The sequence below is a fragment of the Thalassobaculum fulvum genome, assembly GCF_014652915.1.
Taxonomy (GTDB): domain Bacteria; phylum Pseudomonadota; class Alphaproteobacteria; order Thalassobaculales; family Thalassobaculaceae; genus Thalassobaculum_A; species Thalassobaculum_A fulvum.
Window position 1 is genome coordinate 1 of record NZ_BMZS01000003.1, and the last position, 13949, is coordinate 13949.

Sequence of the window (13949 nt, forward strand, 5' to 3'; positions counted from 1 at the left end):
TCACTCTGCCTCCAAATCCAGATCGCGAACAACTCCTCGCCATCTCGAAACGGTGGCCCGCGCATACAGGAATGACGACATGAGGGGGAGTGGACCGGTGCGCTCCGCCGGGCCTCAGCCCGACACCCGCGCGATCGCCTTGCCGAGCAGCTCGACGCCGAGGTCGATCTCGTCGTCGGTCACCGTCAGCGACGGGGCGATGCGCATGGTGCCGCCGGAGCTGCCGGCCCGCACGATGTTGGCGGACAGGCCGAGCTCGAGGGTCGCGTCGGTGACGGCGTCGGAGAGCTCGCCGGCGGTCCGGCCGCCGTGGTCGGTGAACTCCAGCCCGCGCAGCAGGCCGCGGCCGCGGACGTCGCCGATGCAGGGGTGCCGCTCCTGCAAGGCCCGCAGGCCGGCGGCGAGGCGCTCGCCCGACACCCGGGCCCGCTCGGCCAGGCCGTCGCGCTGGACCACCTCCAGGACCTTGAGGCCGACGGCGGCCGGCAGCGGATCGTTGACGTGGGTGGTGTAGAACAGGAAGTCGCGCTTCTCGGCCTCGTCGGCGACCGCGTCGGAGGTCATCACCGCCGACAGCGGCAGGCCGGCGCCGAGGGTCTTGGAGAGGGTCAGGATGTCCGGCACCACGCCGTCGCGCTCGAACGCGAACATCCGGCCGGTGCGGCCGATGCCGGTCTGCGCCTCGTCCAGGATCAGCAGCATGCCGCGCGCCTCGCAGTGCGCCTTCAGCGCGGCGAGATAGCCCGGCGGCAGGTCGATCACGCCGCCCGAACTCAGGATCGGCTCGGCGATGAAGGCGGCGAGGTTGCCGGTGCACTGGCGGTCCAGCAGGTCGAAGGAATCGTCCAGCTCCCGGCGCCAGTCGACGCCCGGGAAGCGAGGGCGGTAGGCGTTCGGCGCCGGGATCGCGTAGGAGCCCGGCATCAGCGGGCCGATGCCGCGCCGCCCGGCCTTGTAGGTCGCCGAGGCGGCGGCCCCGGTCATGCCGTGCCAGGACTGGGCGAAGCCGACCACCTCCCACTTGCCGGTCACCAGCTTGGCGATCCGGATCGCCGCCTCGTTGGCCTCGCCGCCGGTCGACAGCAGGATCGAGCGCGGCAGGGCCGGTACCAGGGCGGCCAGGGCCTCGGCCAGGTCGACCACCGGGGCTGAGATCATCGAGGAGAACAGGTGGTCGAGCCGGCCGACCCAGTCGCGCACGGTGCCGACGATCTCCGGATGGCAGTGGCCGAGGATCGCGCTCATCTGTCCCGACGTGAAGTCGAGCACGCGGCGGCCGTCGGCGTCATACAGGAAGCTGCCCTCGGCGCGCACCGGCACGAACGGCACGAAGTCGCCGCCGTAACGCATCAGGTGCCGGTTGGCCCGGGCCCAGAAGCTGTCGTTCGTCCGGATCGCGGCGTCGTCCATGGCGGCCTCCTTCGGCGCGTTCGCCATCATCAGGCGGCCAGGGCCGGGATCTCCGCAAGCGCAAAGAACTCGCTGGACAGGTGAGGTGAATTCACCACTCTGTCGCCATGACCGGATCCAGCCTGCCGTTACGCGCGCTCGTGGTGTTCGAGGCGGCCGCCCGCCGGGGCAGCTTCCGCACCGCCGCCGACGAGCTCGGCCTGACGCCCTCGGCGGTCAGTCATCAGGTCCGGGCGCTGGAGGCGGGGCTCGGCATCGCGCTGTTCGAACGGGTCGGACGCGGCGTCGAGCTGTCGGACGAGGGCCGCGAGTTCTTCGCCGGCATCCGCGACGGCTTCGAGCAGCTGCGCCGCACGACCGAACGGATGGCCCGGCGCGGCCGCGGCCGGCGCACCGAGGTGGTGCGGGTGCAGACCCCGCCGTCGTTCGCCGGGCGCTGGCTGCTGCCGCGGCTGCCGGCACTGCTGGCGTCCAACCCCGGCCTGGATATCCGGGTGAACGCCGAGCGCGACCGGCATCCGGGCGACGCCGGGTTCGACCTGACGATCGTCTACGGCGACACGCGGACTTGGGCGCGGTCGGCGCAGCCGCTGCTGGAGGAAACGCTGCAGCCGCTGTGCGCGCCGGTCCTGGCCGCGGGCATCCGGATGCCGGCCGACCTGCTGGACCGGCCGCTGATCGGGACGCGCGGCAACGGCCTGTCGTGGGCCGAGTGGTTCCGGCGCCACGGCGTCGCGGGGCGACGGACCGGCCCGGCCATGGAACTCGACCCGTCCGACGTGGCGATCGACGCGGCTGTGAAGGGCCTGGGCATCGTGCTGGAGAGCGACGTCCTGACCGAGGAGGAGCGGGCGGACGGACGCCTGGTGGCGCCGCTGCCGGACCATACCGTCTCGACCGCCGCCTACTGGCTGCTGCCGGGCGGGGATGCCGGTGACCGGGCGGCCATCGGCCTGGTCCGGGGCTGGCTGCTGGCCGCGGCCGGCCGGTGATATTCCTTGTTCCGTCCGTTTGTCCCATGATCCATCTGTCCAAGTGATGGGGTTGCCATGGACGCCTCCGATCTCCGGGTGTTCGAGGCGGTCGCCAGGCTCGGCGGGATGAGCCGGGCCGCGGCCGAGCTGAACACCGTGCAGTCGAACGTCACCGCGCGCATCCGCGGGCTGGAACAGGAACTCGGCGAGCCGCTGTTCCGGCGCCACAGCCGCGGCGTCGAGCCGACCGCGGCGGGAAGGCGCCTGCTGCCCTATGCCGGGCGGGTCGCGGCCCTGCTGGCCGAGGCGGCGGCGGCAGTCCGCGACGACGGCACGCCGCGCGGGGACCTGGTGGTCGGCTCGCTGGAGACCACGGCGGCGCTGCACCTGTCGCCGGTGCTCACCGGCTACGCCCGGGCGTTCCCGGAGGTCGACCTGACCCTGCGCACCGGCACCACCGCGGAGATGATCGCGGCGGTGCTCGACCGGCAGGTCCAGGGCGCGTTCGTGTGCGGGCCGGTCGACCACCCGGATCTGGAGGTGGAGCCGGTGTTCCGGGAGGACCTTGCGGTGCTGACGGCGCCGTCGGTTCGTTCGACCGAGGCGTTGGCCGGGCGCCGCGATCTGCGGATCGTGGTGCTGCGGGCCGGCTGCTCTTACCGCCAGCGGCTGGAGGAGATCCTGGCCGCCCGCGGCGCCGTGGGCTACCGGCGGCTGGAGTTCGGAACCCTGGAGGCGATTCTCGGCGCCGTGGCGGCCGGGCTCGGCGTCACCCTGCTACCGAAGCGCCTGATCGGCCCGGTCTGGCGCGACGGCCGGGTGGCGGTTCACGAGCTGCCGGCGGCCGAAGGGCGGGTGGAGACCGTGTTCGTGCGCCGCACCGACGCGCGGGTGTCGAGCGCGCTGGCGGCGTTCCTGGAGCGCGCGCGGTCGGGGCAGCGGGCGGCGGCGGCGGAGTAGCGCCGCCATCGCTTTTTGCGATGGCGGCGATCACGACAATCCGTTTCCGGCGATGCCCTGCGCTTCCTAGGTTTGTCCGGTCGAGACAACCGAAGGAGCCGGTCATGCCGGTCCGCACCCCGTTGATGACGTTGCTCGGGATCGAGCACCCGGTGATCCAGGCGCCGATGGCCGGCGGAGGCGACACGCCGGCGATGGTCGCCGCCGTGGCCGAGGCCGGCGGCATCGGCTTCGTCGGTGCGCAGTATCTCGCCCTCGACCGGATCGGCGAGGCAGCCCGGACCATCCGCTCGCGCACCAACCGGGCGTTCGGGGTCAACCTGTTCGCCCCGCAGCCCGCGCCGCGGGTGCCGGACGACCTGCGGCCGGCCCTGGACCGGGTGGCGCCGTTCTTCGCCGAACTCGGGCTGGAGCCGCCGGAGGCGCCGACCGCTCCAGCCGATGGGTTCGAGGACCGGCTGGAAGCGGTGTTGGAGACCGGTGCCTCGGTGCTCAGCTTCACCCTCGGACTGCTGCCGGACAGCGCCGTGCAGGCCGCCAAGGCCCGCGGCATGACGGTGATCGGCACCGCCACCACGGTCGACGAGGCGGTGGCGCTGGAACGCTCCGGGGTCGACGCGATCGTCGCCCAGGGCGGCGAGGCTGGCGGCCACCGGGGTACGTTTCTCGGCGACCTAGAGTCCGGCGTGGTCGGCACCATGGCGCTGGTCCCGCAGGTGATCGACGCGGTGTCGGCGCCGGTGATCGCGTCGGGCGGCATCATGGACGGTCGCGGGATCGCCGCCGCCCTGGTGCTGGGGGCGCAGGCCGTGCAGATGGGGACGGCGTTCCTGACCTGCGCCGAGGCCGGCGTGCCGGAGGCCTACAAGGCGGCGATCCTGGGCGCCGCCGAGCACCGCACCCGGGTGACCCGGGCGTTCTCGGGGCGGCCGGCGCGCGGCATCGTCAACCGTTTCATGGACGATGTGGAGAGCGGGGCGGGGCCGGACGGCATCCTGGACTTCCCACTGCAGAACGGGTTGACGCGCCCGATGCGGACCGCCGCCGGCCAGCAGGGCAAGGCCGAGTACCTGTCGCTGTGGGCTGGCCAGGGGGTGCGGTTGGCGCGCCGGACCACCGCGTCGGAACTGATGGCGGCGCTGGCGGCGGAGACCGAGGCGGCACTGGCCCGGGCCGGCTGCGGCTGATACGGGGTTCCGGTCAACCCGGTTCGGTGCCTATTCTCTGGGCATGACCGATATCGCTTCTTCCGACGCCGGCGCAAAGCCGGCGTCTTCGTCCCGGCGCCGCGGCCGCGTCGGCGAACGCAACCGCCGTCGCATCCTGACGGCGGCCGAAAAGGTGTTCGCGCGAACTGGCTACCAGGGCGCGACGCTTGATGAAATTGCAAGAGAATCAATGCTTCCAAAGGCGAATTTGCTGTATTACTTCAAAAGCAAGGAAGCCCTGTACCACGCCGTCATCACCGACATTCTCGAGGCCTGGCTGGCGGCGCTCGGCGAGATCAGCGTGGACGACGACCCGGCCGAGGCGCTGACCGGCTATATCGAGCGCAAGATGACGCTGTCGCGCGAGCGGCCCGACGGCTCGCGGGTGTTCGCCATGGAGATCATCACCGGGGCACCGGTGATCGGCGACTACCTGCGCGGCACCCTGCGCGACTGGGTCGAGCGCCAGGGCGCGGTGTTCCGAGTCTGGCAGAGCCGCGGCATGATGGCCGACCTGCCGCCGGAGCACGTGTTCTTCGCGATCTGGGCGATGACCCAGACCTACGCCGACTTCGCGCCGCAGGTGACCGCAGTGCTGGCGGTCGACCAACTCGAGGAGAGCGACTTCCGGGTCGCCGTAGGCACCGTGACCGCCCTCGTGCTGCGCGGCCTCGGGGTGCTGCCGCAGCCGGTCGGCCGAGTCGGGCCCCGGTCGAAGGCCTGACCGCGCGGCCAACGTCGGTTGCGGCACGGGGTGCGGAACGGGGGGCGCTCGCTCCCTCTTGCCAGCCCGAGGCGGGACCGACATTTTCGGCCTGTTCCGACATCCTGAAAGGCCGCCCCGATGGAGCACCCGAACCCGGTCGTGGTCGACCATCCGCTGATCCGGCACAAGCTGACGATCATGCGCGAGGCGACGACGACGACGTCCAAGTTCCGCATGCTGCTGCGCGAGATCAGCCTGCTGCTGGCCTATGAGGTCCTGCGCGATCTCGAATGCACGTCGATCGAGATCGAGACCCCGCTGGAGCGCATGCAGGCGCCCAAGCTGGAAGGCAAGAAGCTGTGCTTCGTGTCGATCCTGCGGGCCGGCAACGGCCTGCTCGACGGCATGCTCGACCTGGTGCCGTCGGCCCGCGTCGGCCATGTCGGCCTGTACCGCGATCCGAAGTCGCTGGAGCCGGTCGAGTACTACATGAAGCTGCCGGAGCACATCGGCGACCGGCTGTGCATCGCCGTCGACCCGATGCTGGCGACCGGCAACTCGGCTGCGGCCGCCGTGCAGCGCATCAAGGACGCCGGCGCCACCCGCATCAAGTTCGTGTGCCTGCTGGCGGCACCCGAGGGCATCGCCACCTTCACCAAGGCGCATCCCGACGTGCCGGTCTACACCGCGGCGATCGACCGCGAGCTGAACGACCACGGCTACATCATGCCGGGTCTCGGCGATGCCGGCGACCGGATGTACGGCACCAAGTGACCGGGACGGGGGCCGCGCTGTCGCTCGGCGCCGGGCTGTTCGGTGTCCTGCTGGCCGCGGCTTCGGCCGCCGTGGCCGAGCGCCTGCCGGACGGGCTGGTGGCGGAAGCGGCCGGCCGGGGCGTCGTGCAGGCCTGGTACGAGCGGCCGACCGACCGCTACGACCACGGTGTCCTCGGCGACGCGATCGAGGCGGGCAGCCTCGTGGTGGTCGACCACGGGGGGCGGCGGTACGAGCACGTACTGCCGCACGACCGGGTGTTCGAGGACATCACGCCGCGGCTCGCCGACCTCGACGGTGACGGCACCAACGAGGTGGTGACGATCCGCTCGGACCTGGCGGCCGGCGCGGCGGTGGCGGTCTACGGCCTCCGGGACGGGAACCTGGCCGAGATCGCCGCGACCGAGCCGATCGGGTTGGCGAACCGCTGGCTGTCGATCGCTGCGATCGCCGACTTCCGGGGCGACGGCAGACCCCGGATCGCGGTGGTGCTGATGCCGCATCTCGCCGGACTGCTGGAACTCCTGGAGCTGCGCGACGGCCGTCTGGTTCGGGTCGCCGGCCCCGCGGGCGGATATTCCAGCCATGCGATCGGATCGCGGGTGCTGTCGCTGGCGGCGGCCGTCGACGCCGACGGCGACGGGGCGCTCGACCTCGCGGTCCCGGACCTGTCGCGCCGGCGCGTCGTACTGGTGGGCTTCGCCGACGGTTTGCACAGCATCGGGATGCACGATTTGCCGGCGCGGGTCGTCGACCGCATCCGGGTCGAGCGGCCCGATCGGCTCGCCGTGCCGCTGGAAGACGGCAAGGTAGCCGTCATCGAACTGCGCTAGCGGTGGGCCAGCGGCCCTTGCCGCCGCGCCAGGGCGCCGGCCGCCACCGCCAGCCCGGCCGCGAGAACCCACCAGGCCGGACGGATGCCGGCGTCGAAGTCGAACAGCGCCCGCACGATCACCGATGGCGGCGCGTGGAAGGCGATCGCGATCCCGACGACCTCTCCGGCGGCGGTGAGCAGTGCGGCGACGAGCGCCAGCCCGACCAGGCCGGCCGGGGCCGGATCCCCGAACCGCCGGCGCCACAGCCGGTAGGCCATCAGCCAGACGAACAGCCCGCTGAACAGGATCGGCTCGGTCACGTCGGCCTTGGTCTGCATGAAGAAGTGCACCAGGGCGAGGGCGGTGACCGGGTAGACCAGCCGGTGCAGGGCCTGCCAGCGCCGGCCGCCGAGCCGGCGCACCATGCCGTCGGTCGAGGTGGCGGCCAGGGCCGCGAGGCCGAGCAGCGCCACGAATCCGATCGTCAGGTAGAAACGCAGGACGATCTCGCTCGACACCTTGCCGAGGTCCCAGGCCTGCTCGCCGGCGTACAGCACGAGGTGCAGGGCGGTCGCCAGGAAGGCGGCGACGCCGACCATCCGGCGGACCGAGATCAGGGCGTTCCAGCGCAGGGTCCGGCGCAGCGGCGTCACCGTCAGCGAGGCCATCAGGAACACCACGGTCCACCAGCCGACCCGGTGGATCGCCAGGTTCCAGGGCCGCGGTCCCAGACTGCCGGCGACGGCGTCGGCCAGAAGCAGGGCGGCCGGCACCAGCAGGGCCGAGAACACGGCCAGCTTGAGCGCCGAGAAGCGCCCGGCGCCGTCGGTCCAGGGCAGCCAGCGCCAGGCCGGGCGACGCCCCGCCGTATCCCGCTCGGTCGTGCCGGTCGCCATCGACATGCGATCGTCTCCCCGTGGTTGCGGCCTCAACAATGAGCCGACCGGCCATCTGGTTTCAGCCCGCCTGCAAATGAACCATCCGCGGCCGTCCATGCCTGTGGTTTGTGCAACGCAGCACGCACAATCCCGTGATCCCGATCCCTGAAACCCCGGTTTCGGCGGGATTCCCGCGAGGGGTGCCGGCTGGACTCGATCTTGCTAACCTCGGGGGTCCTTTCTCGGACTATCGAGCGACCTGCCCTTCCTCTCGATCGGGTGAAGGGCGCAGGTGGCAGCATCAATAAGGAGGATTTCGGGGATGGCTTGGACACGGAATCGGGTGGCATCGGCCCTAGTCGGCGCCGCACTCACCGTCGCGAGCGGACCGGCGTTCGCGGTCGACTGGATCATGGCCTCCGGCTATTCGGAGGACAACTTCCACACCAAGAACATCCGGATGTTCATCGACGAGGTGGAGAAGAACACCAGCGTCAAGATCAACCTCAACTCGAACGACTCGCTGATCAAGCTGGACGCGATCAAGACCGCCGTCCAGCGCGGCCAGGTTCCGATCGGCGAGATCCGGCTCGGCGTCTACGGCAACGAGGATCCGATGTACATCCTCGCCGGCCTGCCGTTCATCGCCTCGACCTATTCCGAGGCCTGGATGCTGAAGGATCTCCAGAAGGGCTACTTCGACCAGAAGTTCGCCAAGGACGGCATGCGGATCCTGTACTACACGCCGTGGCCGGGGCAGGGCTTCTACACCAAGTTCCCGGTCAACTCGACCGAGGACTTCAAGGGCAAGAAGCTCCGGATCTACTCCACGGCGACCCAGAAGATGGGCGAGATGCTCGGCTTCAACGCCACCATCCTGCCGTTCGCCGAGATCCCGCAGGCGTTCTCCACCGGCCTGATCGAGGCGCTGTTCACCAGCCCGCAGACCGGCATCGACATTCAGGCCTGGGACAACACCAGCAACTTCACCTATGCCGGCGCGATCCTGTCGAAGAACGCGGTGATCGTTAGCGAGCGCTACTTCTCGGCGCTGTCGAAGGAGGACCAGGCCGGCATCCTGAAGGCGGCGGCCAATGCCGAGCTGCGCGGCTGGGAGATGAGCGCCCAGACCACCGCCGACCAGATCAAGGTTCTGGAGAAGAACGGCATGAAGACCGCGAAGGCGCCGGCCCAGGTCATCGACGCCATGAAGACGATCGGCGTGGCGATGATGGACGATTGGCGCAAGACCGCCAGCCCGGAGGCGGTGGCGGTCCTCGACCGCTATCTCGCGGTGCAGTGACGACCCTGCAGTGACGACTCTGCAGTGACTCTGCAGTGACTCTGCCGACCCCCGGTCGCCGGCAACGGCGGCCGGGCCCGTCGGCTTTCCAACCTGATCGGTGACCGCCGTGCGACGCGCACTCGACACCCTGTATCTCTGGAGCGGCTACGTGGCCGCCGTGTTCCTGGTGGCGATCGCCGCCACCATCATCGCCCAGATCGTCGGCCGGTTCTTCGGGGTCGCGATCGACTCGACGGAGAGCGCCGGCTTCAGCATGGCGGCGGCGACGTTCCTGGGGCTCGCCCATACCTTCAAGCAGGGGGCGCACATCCGGGTCAGCCTGCTGGTGGGGCTGACCAAGGGCCGGGTCCGGCAGGCGGTGGAGCTGTGGTCGGTCGGGTTCGGTGCCGCCGGCATGGCGTACTTCTCGTACTGGGCGGGCGATCTGGTCTACTACTCCTACGTCTTCCACGAGATCAGCCCCGGCCTGCTGGCGGTGCCGTTCTGGATCCCGCGGCTGGCGATGGCGCTCGGCGGGGTGATCCTGACCATCGCCCTGGTCGACGAATTCATCCGAATCCTGACGGGCGCGGTGCCGTCCTACGAGGCCAATGCCGAGACCGTCCTGTCCGGCCCGGGAGACGAGTGATGGACGCGGGTGCGATTTCCCTGATCCTGTTCGGCGCCATGCTGGCGCTGCTGGCGAGCGGCCTGTGGGTGGCGCCGGCGCTGCTGACGGTCGGCTTCATCGCGCTGGAGTTCTTCTCGCCGGCGCCGGCCGGATCGCTGCTGGCGACCACGGTGTGGGACGCCAGCTGGAACTGGGCGCTGACGGCACTGCCGCTGTTCGTGTGGATGGGCGAGATCCTGTTCCGCACGCGGCTGTCGTCGGACATGTTCAACGGCCTCGCCCCCTGGCTGTCGCGGCTGCCGGGCGGGCTGTTCCACGTCAACATCGTCGGCTGCGGCGTGATGGCCGCGGTCGCCGGGTCGAGCGCGGTGACCTGCGCCACCGTCGGCCGGATGAGCATCCCGGAGCTCAAGAAGCGGGGCTACGACGAGGGGCTGTCGATCGGCACGCTGGCCGGCTCCGGCACCCTCGGCCTGCTGATCCCGCCGTCGATCATGCTGATCGTCTACGGCGTGATCGCCCAGCAGTCGATCTCGCGCATGTTCATCGCCGGGGTGCTGCCGGGCATCGTGATCATCGCGATCTTCATGACCTACGTGATGATCCGCACCACCATCGATCCCAGCCTGGCGCCGAAGGAGACCGAACGGACGACGCTCCGTCAGAAGCTGTGGGCCTCGCGGCTGCTGATCCCGGTCATGCTGCTGATCTTCGTGGTCATCGGCTCGATCTACGGCGGCTTCGCGACCCCGACCGAGGCGGCGACGGTCGGCGTGATCGGTGCCCTGGTTCTGGCCTGGTGGTCGAAGTCCCTGACCTGGGCGTCGTTCATGGAAGCGCTGATGGGGGCGGTGCGCACGTCGTGCATGATCGCCTTCATCCTGGCCGGCGCCGCGTTCCTGTCGATCGCCATGGGCTTCACCGGCGTGCCGCGGGTCCTGGCCGGCTACGTCGACGCGCTCGACCTGTCGCCGACCATGCTGCTGGTGGTGCTGACGATCCTGTACATCTTCCTCGGCTGCTTCCTGGACGGGGTGTCGATGATGGTGCTGACGGCGGCGGTCGTGCTGCCGATGGTCAAGGACGCCGGCATCGACCTGGTGTGGTTCGGCATCTTCACCGTGATCGTCGTCGAGATGGCCCAGATCACGCCGCCGGTCGGCTTCAACCTGTTCGTGCTGCAGGGCATGACCGGGCGCGACATCCTGCAGGTCACGAAGGCCTCGATCCCGTTCTTCTTCCTGATGCTGCTGGGCATCGTGGTGATCACCGCGGTGCCGGAGCTGGCGCTCTGGCCGGTGCAGTGGATGGTCGCGGCCCGATGAGCGCCCGATGACCACGACGGCGGTGCGACGGGTGCTGCTGGCCAACCCGAACTCCAATACCGCGGCGACCGGGCGGATGGTCGCGGCGGCGCGGGACGCGGCGCCCGACTGGCTGCGGGTCGAGGGTTACACCACGGCGGCGTCGCCGGCGCTGATCGTCGACGACGCCGGCGGCGAGGTGGCGGAGACCGCGGTGGCCGTCGCGGCCGGCCGCGATTTCGGCGGCTTCGACGGCGTCATCGTGTCGGCCTACATCGACCCCGGCATCGACCGGGTGCGGGCGGCGCTGCCGGTGCCGGTGGTCGGGATCGGCGAGGCGTCGATGCGGGCGGCCGCCGCGGTCGGGCGGTTCTCGGTGGCGATGACCACGCCCGGGCTGGTCGACTGGGTCCGGCGCTACGCCGAGCGGCTGGGGCTGGCCGCCCGGCTGGCCTCGATCCCGTGCACGACCGACGAGCCGCACGCCCTGATGGCCGACCCGGACCGGGTGCTGGCGGCGCTCGACGGGCTGATCCGCCGGGCGGTCGCCGAGGACGGCGCCGAGGCCGTGGTGATCGGCGGCGGGCCGCTGGCCGATGCCGCCCGGACCCTGGCGGCGACCTCGCCGGTGCCGCTGATAGAGCCGGTGCCGGCGGCGGTGCGGGAGATGGCGGCGCGCCTGGCAGGGGAGGAGGATCGATGAACGGCGAGCGCGACCTGCGCGGCTACGGCGACACCCGGCCCGACCCGCAATGGCCGGCCGACGCCCGGCTGGCGGTATCGTTCGTGGTCAACGTCGAGGAGGGGGCGGAGCTGTCGGTCAGTCTCGGCGACGAGCGCAACGAGCCGACCTACGAGATCGTCGAGGAGGTGGCGGGCGCTCCCGACCCCTGCAAGGACACCCATTTCGACTACGGCACCCGGGCCGGCTACTGGCGGATCATGGAGCTGTTCGACCGCTACCGCATGCCGGCGACCATGAACTGCTGCGCCCGCGCCCTGACCCTGTCGCCGTGGCTGGCCCGGGACTCGGTGGCGCGCGGCCACGAGATCGCCTGCCATTCCTACCGGTGGGAGCGGCATGCCGGCATGGCCGAGGACCACGAGCGCGCGGTGATCGCGCGCTGCGTCGCCGAGATCCGCGAGGCCGCCGGGGTCCGGCCGATCGGCTGGCACACCCGCTCGGCGCCGAGCCCGAACACCCGGCGGCTGCTGGTCGAGGAGGGCGGCTTCCTCTACGACAGCGACGCCTACAACGACGACCTGCCGTACGTCGCGACGGTCGAGGGCCGGCCGCACGTGGTGCTGCCCTACGCCTTCGACACCAACGACATGCGGTTCCAGCGCCAGGGCGGCTTCACCTTCGCCGACGATTTCGCGCGCTACTGCACCGACGCCATCGACTGGCTGTGGGAGGAGGGCGGCCGCGAGCCGAAGATGCTGTCGATCGGCCTGCACCTGCGGATCATCGGCCGGCCCGGCCGGATCGCCGGGCTGGACAAGGTGATGGCCCACATCGCGGAGAAGGGCCGGATCTGGGTCGCCCGTCGCGATCAGATCGCCCGGCACTGGCGGTCGGTCGCCGGGCTGCCGGCGTGGGACTAGCTGGTGCCGCCTTGCAGGAGGTGAAGGTCGGCGCCGCCGGCGGGGCGGTCGCCCAGGCCCTCGATCATGTCCTCGAGCGCGGGCGGCAGGCCGATGTCGTGCGCCCGCAGGCGGCGGCGCAGGCTGGCGATCGCGTTCCCCAGGTCGCCGGCCGCGTCCAGCCCGGCCTGATCGGCGATGGTGATGAGCTGGGTGAGGGCGGCGACCGAGAACACCAGGTCCCCGCGCGCCGGCAGCTCGACGCCGAAGGCCACCGGCTCTCCGGGCACACGCTTCGCAGGCGGCTTGCGGCGGCGTGCCGCCAGGTCCACCACTCGCGATCGGTCGGCGCCGCCGGGGTGCGTCATGGCCTCTGCTCCTCGTCTCTCGGCGTGCCAGCCGGGGGTGCGAATCACCCAAAATACCGCATGCGAATCGCGGAGAACAACACGACGATTCGCACCGCAGTCCGCCTCGGAGTCGCGGCACTTCCGGAAACCGGAATTTCGGTCCGGGGCGGGGCCGGTCCGCCGCGGGGAACGGGTCGCCTCGCGGCTCAGAGTTCCCCCAGGTCCCCGTGCACGTCCTCGATGGCCCGCAGCCGCTTGCGACCCTCGGCGCCGAGCTGGGCGGCGACCAGGGAACTCAGCAGATTGAGCACGCTCAGCACCGAGACGTAGCTGTCGAACAGGGCGGTGCTGCGGACGTCGCAGGCGATCGTCCACGTCGCCTTGTCGCGCAGCGCCTGGCCCGAGCGATCGGTGACCAGCAGCACCCGGGCCTTGCCGCGGGCCATGGCGGTCAGCCAGCGCTCGACCGCCGGCGGACGGCGGCGCACCGCGATGACCACCGCGACGTCCTGCTCTTCCAGGTCGGCGATGTACTCGGCGGCGGTCTCGCCGGCGCCGGGAGCGATCACCACGCGGTCGCGCACCATGATCAGCTGCCAGCGCAGGTAGGTCGCGAAGATGTGGCTGTTGCGCAGCCCGAAGATCCGGACCCGGCGGGCATTGGCCAGCGCCCGGGCGATCGAGGTGACGTCCTCGGACGGCAGGGTCTCGATGGTCCGCACCAGGTTGTCGACGTCCTTGCGCAGATGCGCCTCGAGCGCCCGCGACGGCCGGGACTCGCGCTCGTCCAGGTAGACCGGCGAGCCCCAGGCGCGGGCGTCGCGCACCAGCTTGCGGGCCTCCTCGAAATTCTCGAAGCCGAGGCGCCGGAAGAACCGGGTGCCGGCCGCCTTCGACACCCCGGCCCGCTCGGTCAGCTCGGTCGCGGAATGGGTGACCAGCAGGTGCGGCTGCTCCTGCACCAGGTCGGCCAGCCGCTTCTCGTTCGGGCTGAGCCGCTCGTAGGCCGCCACGATCCGCTGTTCCAGCGATCCGGCGGGAGGAGAGGGCGGATCGGTGATCGTCGCCAT

15 protein-coding genes are annotated in these 13949 nt (G+C 71.1%); 11 read left to right on the forward strand and 4 right to left on the reverse strand.

Going from position 1 to position 13949, the window contains the following annotated elements:
• Positions 1-114 precede the first annotated feature (114 nt).
• A complete protein-coding gene (locus tag IE246_RS06320) occupies positions 115-1410 on the reverse strand; it encodes an aspartate aminotransferase family protein (RefSeq protein ID WP_189988124.1) in 1296 nt (431 codons plus the stop codon).
• 107 nt (positions 1411-1517) lie between these two features.
• Between IE246_RS06320 and IE246_RS06325 the strand changes: the two genes are divergently transcribed.
• The 6 genes from IE246_RS06325 (at position 1518) to IE246_RS06350 (ending at position 6865) form a co-directional block, all read left to right on the forward strand.
• On the forward strand, positions 1518-2402 hold the full coding sequence (locus tag IE246_RS06325; protein ID WP_189988125.1) for a LysR substrate-binding domain-containing protein: 885 nt from the start codon (positions 1518-1520) through the stop codon (positions 2400-2402).
• Positions 2403-2459: 57 nt separating this feature from the next.
• On the forward strand, positions 2460-3344 hold the full coding sequence (locus IE246_RS06330) for a LysR substrate-binding domain-containing protein (RefSeq protein WP_189988126.1): 885 nt from the start codon (positions 2460-2462) through the stop codon (positions 3342-3344).
• A gap of 104 nt (positions 3345-3448) precedes the next feature.
• A complete protein-coding gene (locus IE246_RS06335; protein ID WP_189988127.1) occupies positions 3449-4531 on the forward strand; it encodes an NAD(P)H-dependent flavin oxidoreductase in 1083 nt (360 codons plus the stop codon).
• A 43-nt stretch (positions 4532-4574) separates the two neighbouring features.
• A complete protein-coding gene (locus IE246_RS06340; protein ID WP_189988128.1) occupies positions 4575-5276 on the forward strand; it encodes a TetR/AcrR family transcriptional regulator in 702 nt (233 codons plus the stop codon).
• Between the two features lie 120 nt (positions 5277-5396).
• Positions 5397-6032, forward strand: coding sequence for a uracil phosphoribosyltransferase (gene upp, locus IE246_RS06345; RefSeq protein ID WP_189988129.1), 636 nt, complete (start codon positions 5397-5399; stop codon positions 6030-6032).
• Positions 6029-6865 (forward strand): FG-GAP-like repeat-containing protein, encoded by an 837-nt coding sequence (locus IE246_RS06350; RefSeq protein ID WP_189988130.1) that lies wholly within the window; start codon positions 6029-6031, stop codon positions 6863-6865. The genes upp and IE246_RS06350 overlap by 4 nt, the downstream gene beginning before the upstream one ends.
• On the opposite strand, the gene msrQ is transcribed toward IE246_RS06350, so the two are convergent.
• Positions 6862-7749 (reverse strand): protein-methionine-sulfoxide reductase heme-binding subunit MsrQ, encoded by an 888-nt coding sequence (msrQ, locus tag IE246_RS06355; RefSeq protein ID WP_229836545.1) that lies wholly within the window; start codon positions 7747-7749, stop codon positions 6862-6864. The two genes, IE246_RS06350 and msrQ, sit on opposite strands and share 4 nt — an antisense overlap.
• A 319-nt stretch (positions 7750-8068) precedes the next feature.
• Here msrQ and IE246_RS06360 point away from each other — a divergent pair, with 319 nt between their 5' ends.
• The 5 genes from IE246_RS06360 (at position 8069) to IE246_RS06380 (ending at position 12550) form a co-directional block, all read left to right on the forward strand.
• On the forward strand, positions 8069-9028 hold the full coding sequence (locus IE246_RS06360; protein ID WP_229836548.1) for a TRAP transporter substrate-binding protein: 960 nt from the start codon (positions 8069-8071) through the stop codon (positions 9026-9028).
• A gap of 109 nt (positions 9029-9137) precedes the next feature.
• Positions 9138-9659 carry a TRAP transporter small permease gene (locus IE246_RS06365; RefSeq protein WP_189988132.1) on the forward strand — a complete coding sequence of 174 codons (522 nt, stop codon included), beginning with the start codon at positions 9138-9140 and terminating at the stop codon, positions 9657-9659.
• The gene (locus IE246_RS06370) at positions 9659-10966 is read left to right on the forward strand and encodes a TRAP transporter large permease (protein ID WP_189988133.1); all 1308 of its coding nucleotides are present in this window, start codon (positions 9659-9661) and stop codon (positions 10964-10966) included. The genes IE246_RS06365 and IE246_RS06370 overlap by 1 nt, the downstream gene beginning before the upstream one ends.
• 7 nt (positions 10967-10973) lie before the next feature.
• Positions 10974-11648, forward strand: a complete 675-nt coding sequence (locus IE246_RS06375) for an aspartate/glutamate racemase family protein (protein ID WP_189988134.1) — start codon at positions 10974-10976, stop codon at positions 11646-11648.
• Positions 11645-12550: a polysaccharide deacetylase family protein gene (locus tag IE246_RS06380; RefSeq protein ID WP_189988135.1), complete on the forward strand. Its 906-nt coding sequence runs from the start codon at positions 11645-11647 to the stop codon at positions 12548-12550. Before IE246_RS06375 ends, IE246_RS06380 begins: the two co-directional genes overlap by 4 nt.
• On the opposite strand, the gene IE246_RS06385 is transcribed toward IE246_RS06380, so the two are convergent.
• Positions 12547-12804, reverse strand: coding sequence for a hypothetical protein (locus tag IE246_RS06385; protein ID WP_189988136.1), 258 nt, complete (start codon positions 12802-12804; stop codon positions 12547-12549). The two genes, IE246_RS06380 and IE246_RS06385, sit on opposite strands and share 4 nt — an antisense overlap.
• A gap of 281 nt (positions 12805-13085) precedes the next feature.
• Entirely contained in the window at positions 13086-13949 is an 864-nt protein-coding gene (locus IE246_RS06390; RefSeq protein WP_189988137.1) for a MurR/RpiR family transcriptional regulator, read from the reverse strand.